Below are 10741 nucleotides of genomic sequence, written 5' to 3'. Positions count from 1 at the left end.
CTCATGACTGTCCGCGGTCTCACGACGTGGGTGGGAACCGGGCCGGTCCGCCGGCTCCTTTCCTTAGGTCTCACGGCCACCCTCGCTGCCGGGCTGCTCGTGACCATGCCGGTGTACGGCACGGCCCGGGCCGCCCTCAAGGACCCGCCCAAACCGGTCGACCACGAGATCGTGGTGCCCGGCACATCCCTGAAAGTCACACCACGCGAGCTCGCCCCGCGGGCCGCGGACCCGGTCGTGCGCTGGCCCGCCGCCGGGGAAGCCGACGTCGCGCTCGGCGGCGCGAGCCGTACCCGGGGCGCGCGTGACGCGCGGCAGGCGGGCCGGCTGCCGATCTGGGTCTCCGCCCCAGCGCGGGCGGCCGGCACGCCGAACTCAGCCGCCGAGCCTGGCCAGGTCCGGGTGCGGATGCTGGAACGCGCGGCAGCGGCGCGCGTCGGCGTCACCGGCGTGATGTTCACCGTCGGCCGGTCGGGCGGCCCACCGGGCAAGGTGGGCCTGCGGCTGGACTATTCGGGGTTCGCCGAGGCCTTCGGCGGCGCGTTCGGATCACGGATGCGGCTCGTGCGCCTGCCGGCGTGCGCGTTGAGCACCCCCGACCTGCCGGAATGCCGGGCGGCGGCGTCGCTGCCGTCGGCCAACGACGCCCGGGCGAAGTCGATCGCCGCCGAGGTCGACGTCGCCGCCGAACCGGCTGTGTTCGCGGCGACCTCGGGCGCGGAAAGCTCGAAGGGCGACTACAAGGCGACCGACCTGGCGGCCTCGGCCACCTGGCAGGTCGGCACGCAGACCGGCGACTTCACCTGGTCGTATCCCCTGCGGACGCCCCCGGTCCCCGGCGGGCTCACCCCCGGGCTGGCCGTGGCCTACTCCTCCTCGTCCATCGACGGGCGTACCTCCAGTGCCAACAACCAGGGCTCGCTGCTCGGCGACGGCTTCGACCTGTGGCCCGGCTACATCGAACGCAAGTATCGCCCCTGCAAGGACGACGGCGTACCCAAGGACAGCACCTACGACGTTCACCCGATGGACCAGTGCTGGGGCTACGACAACGCCGTGATGACGCTCGGCGGCAAGGGCGGCGAGCTGGTGCAGTCCGGCGCGAACGAGTGGAAGCCGCGCAAGGACGACGGAACCCGCGTCGTGAAGATGTCCGGGTCGGACACCGACACCGGTAACGGCGATGACAACAACGAGTACTGGGTCGTCACCGCTCCCGACGGCAAGCGCTACTACTTCGGCAAGAACCGGATGAAGGGCTGGACGTCCGGCAAGACCGAGACCAAGTCCACCTGGACCGTGCCCATCTTCGGCGACGACTCCGGCGAGCCGTGCCACGGCGACACGTTCGCCAAGTCGTGGTGCCAGCAGGCATGGCGGTGGAACCTCGACTACGTCGAAGACCCGCACGGCAACGCGATCGTCTACTACTACGGGCAGGAGGCCAACCGATATGGCCGCAACCTGCGGGCCGAGGACGACACCCCCTACGTCAGGGGCGGGTATCTGAAGAGCGTCGAGTACGGCCTGAACAGCGGCAACCCCTACCCGGCCAACGCCCCGGCCCGGGTCGACTTCAAGGTCGCGGAGCGCTGCCTGCGCTCAGCCGAGGACTGCGCCGAGTCGAAGATCGACGACCACCCGGCCTACTGGGAGGACGTCCCCTGGGACCTCAACTGCAATGCCGGTACCAAGTGCGAGGACTACAAGGGGGCCTCCGCGCCCACGTTCTGGACTCGCAAGAGGATCGTCGAGGCGGCTACCAAGGTGGTCGAGAGCGACGGTTCCGGTCACCGTACCGTCGACTCCTGGTCTTTCACCCACGACTGGGGCACCGCGGACGTGGACCGGCAGTTGCTGCTGCAGACGATCGTCCACAAGGGCCACGCCGGGACGGCGCCGGTGACGATGCCGCCGGTGAGGTTCGCCTACTCCCCGATGCCCAACCGGGTCGACACCCTCGGCGACGACGTGGGCCCCTTCATCAAGAACCGGATCGGCTCCATCACCAACGAGACCGGCGGCGTCCTGGACGTCAATTACTCCGGGCCGGACTGCCGCGTCGGCGACACGCCGAGCCCGTCGACGAACCGCCGCCGCTGCTTCCCCGTCATGTGGGAACGCACCAGCGGCGATGCCAACCCGACGCTGGACTGGTTCCACAAGTACGTGGTGACCCAGATCGCACAGACCGACCTGACGGGCGGCTCGCCCGACATGGTCACCGACTACGACTACAGCATCGGCCGGCCGGCCTGGCACTTCACCGACGACGACGGGCTCACCAAGGAGAAGTACCGCACCTGGTCGCAGTGGCAGGGCTACGACAAGGTCCGGGTACGCTCCGGCGCCACCAGCACCGCGCCCGCCCAGACCGACCACTGGTTCTTCCAGGGCATGGACGGCGACCGTCTGAACGCCGACGGCGGAGCGAAGGACGTCAGCGTCAGTGACGGTGAGGGCGGTACCTACCCCGACCACGAGTCGCTCCAGGGGCTGACCCTCAAGACGATCGCCTATGACAGGGCCGGCGGCGAGGCGGTCGGCAAGACCATGAACAAGCCCTGGCATCACAGGACCGCCTCCCGCACCCGCACGATCGACAAGGGCACGATCACCGTGACCGCCAACCTCACCGGTGTAGCCGGCACCCGGAACATGGAGAAGGTCGACGACGGCTGGCGGGAAACCAGGTCGAGCGCCGGCTCCTTCAACCTCACCACCGGCGCTCCCGGTCAGGTCGACGACGAGGGCGACGTGGCCGTCACCGGCGACGAGAGCTGCGTCACCACGACGTTCACCGCCAGCGGCACGCTTGTGCTGGCCAAACCCGCCCAGGTCAGGACCGTGGCACGGCGCTGCGCCGCCACCCCGGACCTGGTCAAGGACCTGATCTCGGAAGAGCGCGTCACCTACGACAACGGCGCCTTCAAGGCGGCGCCGACCCACGGCTCCCCGACGCTCGTGGAGAAGGCGAAGGAGGCCACGGCGACCACCGTGACGCCGCTCGCCGTGACACGCACCAAGTACGACGGGTACGGCCGGCCGCAGGCCGTCACCGACGCCGGGGGCAGGACCACGACCACGAAATACACCGAGACCCACGGCCTGACCACGAAGGTCGAGGTGATCAGCCCGCCCGCGACGGCCGGCGACACCTCGACGGCGCACACCAGCGTCAAGGTGCTCGACCCGGCGTGGGGCAGTCCGGTCACCGACACCGATGCCGGAGGCAAGACCACCACCATTCACTACAACGCGGCCGGCCACCTGATCAAGCTGTGGCTGGGCGGTCGGCCCAGCTCGGCCGTACCTGACAAGGAGTTCGACTACCTCATCCGGCCCGACGCGGTCGTGGCCGTCTCGACCAAGTCCCTCACCGCGGAAGGAACGCAGGAACAGTCCTACATGCTTTACGACGGGTGGCTTCGCGAGCGGCAGCTCCAGGCAGCGGGCCGGGACGCGGCCACCAAGGGGCGGCTGATCTCCGACACCTTCTACAACGCCGCCGGCCAGGTGGACCGCACCTACGAGAGCTACTACGCCGACGGCGAGCCGAGGGCAGAGGTCTTCGGCGTGGCCAATCCGGGCAAGATCGAGACCCAGCACGTCTACGAGTACGACGGCCAGGGCCGAAAGACCGCCGACCGCCTGCTGGTGGGTAGCAGCGACGCGCAGGAGAAATGGCGCACGCGCTACGAGTACGGCGGAAACTGGACCAAGGTGATCCCGCCGGCGGGCGGCACGCCGATCACCACCTTCACCGACGCGCACGACCGCAAGACCGAAGTGCGTGAGCACCGGAACGGCGGCCACGTCGCCACACTCTTCCGCTACGATCACCGCGGGCGCGAGTCCTCGGTCACCGGCCCCGGCAACCATGTCTGGACCACGACCTACGACCTGCGCGGGCGCAAGATCCAGACGTCGGACCCGGACAAGGGTGTCACCAAGTTCGCCTTCAACGACCTGGACCAACTGGTCCTCACCGAGGACGCCCGGGGCAAGAAGCTCTCGGTCTCCTACGACGGCATCGGCCGCAGGACCGCCTTGTACGACGCCACCGCGGCCAGTCCTGGCGTCAAGGTCGCGGAGTGGGTCTACGACACGGTGCGGAAGGGGCAGCTCACCAGCTCCACGCGCATCGCGGGCACGGCAAGGTACACCTCCCAGGTCGACATCTACGACAATCTGAACCGGCCGACGCGCAGGCGCATCCTGTTGCCGGCCACCGAGGGAGTGCTGGCTCCCGAGGGCGGCTACGTCTTCGACACCACCTACAACCTGGACGGCAGCGTCAAGGCATCCAGCAGCCCGGCCGCCGGCGACCTGCCGGCGGAGAACACCGCCTTCACCTACGACGACCTCGGCCGCCTGGTCGCGACCGGCTCCAACCTGTCGACCTACCTCGTCGGCGTGGACTACACCAAGACCGGCAAGCAGATCGGCCAGCGGTTGTCGATCGGCGGCGCCGGCAAGCAGGTGGACCAGACCTTCACCTACGAGTACGGCACGCAGCGGCTGCAGAAGGCCACCACCGTGCACGCCGGTATGGCCGGCACCGACCGGAGTGTGGAGTACCGCTACACCGATTCCGGCAATCTGCTGCAGGCTGTCGACACCTCCAGGGACGGAGTGGACAACCAGTGCTTCCGCTATGACGACCTGCAGCGGCTCGTCGACGCCTGGACCCAGGTGGACGCCACGTGCGCGGCCGACCCGGGTCAGGCCTCCATCGGCGGGCCGGCGCCGTACCGGGTGAACTACACCTACGACGACAGCGGCAACCGGACGGGGGAGACGCACTACGGCGCGGGCCCCTCAGGCGGCACGCAGACCGCGACGCGCGGATACCGCTACGCCGGCAACCCCGGCGTCGACCCGAGGTTCAAGGGACACCAGCTGTCCGACGTGAGCGGCAACGCCGAATCCTACGCCTACGACTCGGTCGGCAACGCCACCGAGCGAAGGACCGCCTCCGGCAACCAGACGCTGCACTGGGACGCTGAAGGCGAGCTGGTAAAGGTCGTCGACGACAAGAAGGGGGAGACCACCTTCCTGTACACCGCCGACGGCGACCGGCTGCTGCGCCGCGACCCGGCGGGCACCACCCTCTACCTGCCCGACTTGGAAGTACGGCTGGCGAAGGGCCAGAGCACGGCCAAGGCCATCAGGTACAACCGCAACGCCATGCGCACCGGCGCCGGTGTCACCTTCCTCGTCAACGACCACCACGGCACCGCCGAACTGGCCGTCAACGCCAGCGACGGTTCGGTGAGCCGCCGCCGCTACACCCCGTTCGGCCAACTCCGTGCCGGCAACGGCCAGTGGCCGACCGGCAATGAGAAGGGTTTCGTCGGTGGCATCGTCGATGCCAGCACCGACCTGACGACGCTCGGCGCGCGCGGCTACGACCCGAACACCGGCCGCTTCGTCTCGGTGGACCCCGAAATCGAAATGGGCCGTTCGCAGCAGATGAACGGCTACAACTACGCCGACAACAACCCCACCACTCTGTCCGACCCCGACGGACGCTTCCCCTACTACACGTACTACGAGATGAACCGCCGCGAATTCTGGGTGCGGATGGGCAACTACAACGTTCTCCTGCGGAACGTTCTCAACCTGGTTCACGAGTGGGTGAACATCTTCACCCAGCGCTGGCATCTGAGGTGGACCGGGTGGTTCATCGCCGCCCGCGAGTGGGCCTACCGCCCCGGGCCGGTGGTGCCGGGACAGAAGCCGCTGCTCCGACGGCCCGGCCTCCCCGAGGCGACCATCCAGCCACCCGCTCCGGTGGCCAAGCCCCCCGCGCCGAAGAAGCCGAAGAAGATGACCACGGGAACGTGCGTGGGCTTCGGACTCAAGCTGGGCGGATCGATCGGCCTGGAGGGGTGCCTGGTCTTCGACGGCAAGGACATCGGCCTGGCCGGCACCTACAAGGTCGGTATGTCCACCTCGATCGGCGCGGAGGTCAATAGCGGCAGGTTCCTGAAGTTCACCGACATCAAGGGCATGAACACGAAACCAGGCACGTGGGACTACTACTACTCGATCGGCTACGAGAACCAGAAGTACGGCTGGGGCGGCAGCGGCTATCTGGTCACCGACAGCACAGGCAAGTTCAAGGGCGGCGGCATCGAAGGCTCCTACGGTGTGTCGAAGAGCCTCCACCACGCCACCGAAGGTCAGCTTCCGGTCGGAGTCGCCGCCGAACGGGGCGTCACCAGGTCCGTACGGCTGCGTGACCCGGTGAACTGGTTCCAGAAGAAGTTCCAGGAGAAGGTGAGCGCTTTCGTCTGGAACTCCTACCACCCGGGCGGTTGACCGGGAGTCCGCGCGCCCGGGTGAGCATCGCTCGGGCGCGCGGACGACCTCCGCTCGTCATCGTTCTCTCGCGCGCCCGCGGACCGAGCGGCCGCATACGCCCGACGATGTCACGGAGCCCTGGCAGGGCAATGTCCAGGACTCCACCACGAGAGCCGGCCTCACGTTCGGCCAGGGCCTCCGTTCAGGTTCTTCCAGGGCGCGAGGATCCTCGAACCACCCGGTGTTACGCGCGCTCGGCCGGGTGTGTGATGCGTGGGCAGTTCGAAACGATCACGCGCCAGGCGCGCATACGTTACCTCGGCAAGCGAAAATCCCCGGAAGATGATCTCTTCCGGGGATTTCTGAGCTGGTGGGCGATACTGGGATCGAACCAGTGACCTCTTCGGTGTGAACGAAGCGCTCTCCCGCTGAGCTAATCGCCCGCCCCATCAGGCTCCTCGCGGTGCCCGACGGGGAAAACCATACCGCACTTCCGGAGCGGGATGCGAAGCGACGAGCCGCCCCAAGAGGATTCGGGAGGAAACGCGGTGGTTGCCCATCGTCGTGGTGGCTGGTTGGCATAGCATCGGGGATGTTCGGAAGGCGATGGGAAGGGGATCTTTCGCCCGATAGGTGCCGAGGGCTCGCCGGGGTGGGCTCTACAGCTCGCAAAACCCTTGCAAACACGGCCCGATTGATGCCGTTTAGCCTGGTAGATGCCCAAATGTCCTGCTGTGATGTGCGTTACAGAAGGCCTCAGGAGCGGAATCTTTCCTACAGGTTTCTTCGTTCCGCGTCATAGCTCAGGACGAAGTCCGTCAGAGCAGTAAGCCCCGAAGAGGGGACCCTACGACGAAAAGGTTTGGCTGACGATGAACAGCACCACCGTCTCTGCCGAGCTTGGCCTTCGGCTTGTGGTCCCCGACCGTACGACCGTCCCCCTGCTCGCCGGACTGAGCTACACAGCCGACGACCCGTATGCCATCCGCATGGCCTTCCACGTAGGGAACGACGAACCGGTCGAGTGGATCTTCGCCCGCGAACTACTGACAGTAGGCATCGTGCGGCGTGTCGGCGACGGCGATGTGCAGGTCTGGCCTGCCCGCGCCGACGGCGAGCGCACCCTGCACATCAGCCTGACGTCACCGTTCGGGCAGGCGCTCTTCGAAGTCCCGCTGGCACCTCTCACCGAGTTCCTGCACCGCACCTACGAGAAGGTGCCCGCGGGCAGGGAGACCGACTTCATGGACCTTGACGCCGAGCTCACCAACATGCTCTGGCCGTCCTGACCCCGCTCGGCCGCGCCTGCCCGGCCGCACCGAACCCCCGTGGCAGGATGAGAGGCGCCGTGGACCTCTTCGATCTCAGCGAACCCGCCACGCGTGAGCACGTGGTGCGCTGCCGCGCGTGCCGGCACGTGCTGCGCGCGCCCGAGTCGCGCTGGGCCAGGATCGGCCCGGAATGCGCCGAACGCCTCGGCCTGGCCAGGCGCAAACCGGTGCGGATCCGGGCCACCGCGGACCACTGGATGTGCGAGGGCCAGCTCGACCTCCTGGCCCAGCCCTAGCGCAGCCGTACCACCGAGGGGTCGAGGGAGCCGCCGAGGAGCTGGATCGTGCGGATCAGCTCGGCGCGGACCAGGTCCAGCACGCGGTCCACGCCCGGCTCGCCCGCGGCCATCAGCCCGTAGAGATAGGCGCGGCCGATGAAGCACGCGCGTGCCCCCAGGGCGAGCGCGGCGGCGACGTCGGCCCCGCTCCTGATTCCGCCGTCCAGGTAGACCTCTGCCCGGTCGCCCACGGCCTCGGCCACCTGGGGCAGCAGTTCCAGGGGCGTGGCGGCGCGGTCGAGCTGGCGGCCGCCGTGGTTGGAGACCGCGATGCCGTCGATCCCGGCCTCGGCCAGGGCGACGGCGTCGTCCACGCGTTGCACGCCCTTGACCACCAGCGGCCCGCCCCAGGCCGCGCGGATCCACTCCAGGTCCGCGAAGGTCACGCGGGGGTCGAACATGAGGTTGGTGATCCCGGCCAGGTCGCTGCCGCCCATGGTGGCGAAGGTCAGGGGTTCGCTGGTCAGGTAGTCGAACCACCAGGCCGGATGCCGGATCGCCTGCAGCGCGCTGCGCAGCCTCGGCGGCATGGTGAGGCCGTGCCGTACGTCGCGCAGGCGGGCGCCCGCCACCGGCACGTCGGCGGTCACGACCAGCACGTCCATGCCCGCGTCGCGGGCGAGGTCGAGCGCGGCGCGGCTGCGGCCGCGGTCGCGCGCCACGTAGAGCTGGAACCAGTTCCATCCGCCGGGCGCGGCGCGCGTCACCTCGGGCGCGGGCGTGGTCCCCATGGTCGACAGCGTGTACGGCACGCCCGCCCTGGCCGCGGCCCGAGCCACCGCCCGCTCCCCGTCACGGTGCATCATGCGCGTGAACCCGGTCGGCCCGAGCACCAGCGGCATCGCGATCTCCCGCCCCAGCACCCGCGTGGCCGGCGACACCTCGCCGACGTCGCACAGGATCCGCGGCCGGAACTCCACGCGGTCGAACGCCTCGCGCGCCCGCGCCATCGACACCTCGCCCTCCGCCGCGCCGTCCACGTAGTCGAAGACGAGCCGGGGCGCCCGCCGCCTGGCCATCAGCCGGAGGTCGGCGACGTCGGCCGCGCCGAGCAGCCGGTCCCGCCTGCCGAGGGGCGGCAGCACCGCCCGCAGGTCGCGCCATCGTGGAACCCGCCGCCGCTCATCACCCATCCGACCATTACACGAAATTTGCCGTCACTCGCGATAGCGTGGAGCCATGATCGGGGAGCTCGTCGCCGACACGCCCGCCGCCCAGGCGCTCCACGCCGAGCTGGTGGCCCGCTGGTCGGAGCCGCATCGCCGCTACCACACGCTCGATCACCTGGGCGCGGTGCTCGCCGCGATCGACGACCTCGCCGACCTGGCCGACGACCCCGTCGCGGTACGGCTGGCCGCCTGGTTCCACGACGCGGTCTACGACGGCCGGCCGGGATGGGACGAGGAACGCAGCGCCCAGCTCGCCCAGCGCCGCCTGCCCGCCTGCGGCCTCGCGCCGGGGCGGGTGGCCGAGGTGGCCAGGCTGGTCCGCCTGACCGCCGCCCACGACACCCTCACCGACGGGGACGCCAACGGCGCGGTCCTGTGCGACGCCGACCTCGCGGTGCTGGGCCGGCCGGGATACGGCGAGTACGCCGCCGCCATCCGCGCGGAGTACGCGCACGTGCCCGACGACCTGTTCGCCGCCGGACGGGGGGCGGTGCTGGCGAGGCTGCTGGCCGTACCGGATCTCTATCGGACCGCACGCGCGCGGGCGCTGTGGCAGGAGCACGCCCGCCACAACATGCGCGCCGAGCTGGAGGAACTCGGCGGCTAGGCGCGGCGCTTACGGCGACGATCGTTTACGGCGGCGCAACCCGCCCTCGGTCAGCCGGCGCAGCAGCTCGCGGCTGCCGACCGCCTCGGCGCCGAGCGAGACCGCACGGGCGTGCACGGTCTCCGGCACGTCGTAGTGGTCGCGGTCGAAGGCGCGCACCGGCACCCCGAGGCGCGCCGCGAACGCGTGCAGCTCCTCGAGGGAGGTGTCGCTGACCAGGTGGGACCACATGAGGCCACGCGGCCCCGGCCAGTTGGGTGGATCAATGAGGACGGCCATCCCTCACATTGTCTACGAAACCGGGACGCGCCCGCGTACCTCCAGCTCGCTCAGGTCGCCCACCACGAGGTCGGCGCCCAGCTCGCGCATCTCCGGCGCGCGGCCGTTGCGCTCCACGGCCACCAGCAGCCCGAAACCGCCCTTCCTGCCCGCCTCCAGGCCGGGCAGCGCGGCCTCCACGACGGCGGCGCGCACCGCCGGCAGGTCCAGGCGGCGGCACGCCTCCAGGAACAGGGCGGGGTCGGGCTTGCCGGGCAGGTTCATGAGGGCCGCGTCGTTGCCGTCCACAACCAGGTCGAACAGGTGGGCGACGCCCGCTCCCGTGATCAGCCTGCGGCCGTGGGTGCTGGCCGTCACCGCGGCGGTGCGGCAGCCCCGGTGGCGCAGCTCGTGCAGGAGCGCGACGGCCGAGGGGAAGGCGGCCACACCGTACTTCTCGACCTGGGCCTGGAACTCCAGGTCCTTGGCCCGTCCGAGGCCGTGCACGGTCGGCGTGCCCGGCTCGTCGTCGGGGGAGCCCTCGGGCACGGTGATGTCGCGCGAGGCCAGGAAGGTGCGCAGCCCGTCCAGGCGGGGCCGTCCGTCGACGTGGCGCACGTAGTCGGCGCGGATGTCGAACGGCGCGGAGCGGCCGCGCAGGAAACCGTCGAAGACGTGCTTCCACGCGGCCGCGTGCACGCGCGCGGTGTCGGTCACGACGCCGTCGCTGTCGAACACGACGGCGCCGATGGCGCTCAGGTCGATCGCGTGTCCGTTCACATACGTGAC

The 10741-nt window shown here is 69.8% G+C and carries 7 protein-coding genes and 1 tRNA gene; 4 read left to right on the top strand and 4 right to left on the bottom strand.

Features of this window, described 5'->3' with window-relative positions; genetic code table 11:
* The first annotated feature begins 3 nt into the window (after positions 1–3).
* Positions 4–6327, top strand: a complete 6324-nt coding sequence (locus ACIBEJ_RS50540; protein ID WP_397190205.1) for an RHS repeat-associated core domain-containing protein — start codon at positions 4–6, stop codon at positions 6325–6327.
* A gap of 350 nt (positions 6328–6677) precedes the next feature.
* Here ACIBEJ_RS50540 and ACIBEJ_RS50535 read toward each other — a convergent pair.
* Positions 6678–6752, bottom strand: a tRNA-Val gene (locus tag ACIBEJ_RS50535).
* Positions 6753–7181: 429 nt separating this feature from the next.
* On the opposite strand from ACIBEJ_RS50535, the gene ACIBEJ_RS50530 reads away from it, so the two are divergent.
* Positions 7182–7598, top strand: coding sequence for an SsgA family sporulation/cell division regulator (locus ACIBEJ_RS50530; RefSeq protein WP_020547189.1), 417 nt, complete (start codon positions 7182–7184; stop codon positions 7596–7598).
* A 59-nt stretch (positions 7599–7657) separates the two neighbouring features.
* Complete coding sequence (locus ACIBEJ_RS50525) at positions 7658–7876, top strand: DUF6011 domain-containing protein (RefSeq protein ID WP_397190204.1); 219 nt, start codon at positions 7658–7660, stop codon at positions 7874–7876.
* Here the strand turns inward: ACIBEJ_RS50525 and ACIBEJ_RS50520 are convergent.
* A complete protein-coding gene (locus tag ACIBEJ_RS50520) occupies positions 7873–9051 on the bottom strand; it encodes an alpha-hydroxy-acid oxidizing protein (protein ID WP_397190203.1) in 1179 nt (392 codons plus the stop codon). The two genes, ACIBEJ_RS50525 and ACIBEJ_RS50520, sit on opposite strands and share 4 nt — an antisense overlap.
* A gap of 46 nt (positions 9052–9097) precedes the next feature.
* On the opposite strand from ACIBEJ_RS50520, the gene ACIBEJ_RS50515 reads away from it, so the two are divergent.
* Positions 9098–9694 carry a metal-dependent phosphohydrolase gene (locus ACIBEJ_RS50515; RefSeq protein WP_397190202.1) on the top strand — a complete coding sequence of 199 codons (597 nt, stop codon included), beginning with the start codon at positions 9098–9100 and terminating at the stop codon, positions 9692–9694.
* Between the two features lie 9 nt (positions 9695–9703).
* Here ACIBEJ_RS50515 and ACIBEJ_RS50510 read toward each other — a convergent pair whose 3' ends face one another.
* Positions 9704–9973 carry a DUF4031 domain-containing protein gene (locus ACIBEJ_RS50510; protein WP_397190201.1) on the bottom strand — a complete coding sequence of 90 codons (270 nt, stop codon included), beginning with the start codon at positions 9971–9973 and terminating at the stop codon, positions 9704–9706.
* Between the two features lie 12 nt (positions 9974–9985).
* The gene (locus tag ACIBEJ_RS50505; RefSeq protein WP_397190200.1) at positions 9986–10732 is read right to left on the bottom strand and encodes an HAD family hydrolase; all 747 of its coding nucleotides are present in this window, start codon (positions 10730–10732) and stop codon (positions 9986–9988) included.
* Positions 10733–10741: the final 9 nt, after the last annotated feature.

The sequence above is a fragment of the Nonomuraea sp. NPDC050790 genome (assembly GCF_044456745.1).
Classification (GTDB): Bacteria; Actinomycetota; Actinomycetes; order Streptosporangiales; family Streptosporangiaceae; genus Nonomuraea.
Note: the sequence above shows the minus strand (reverse complement) of the source record. Positions and strands in the feature narration are given on the sequence as shown.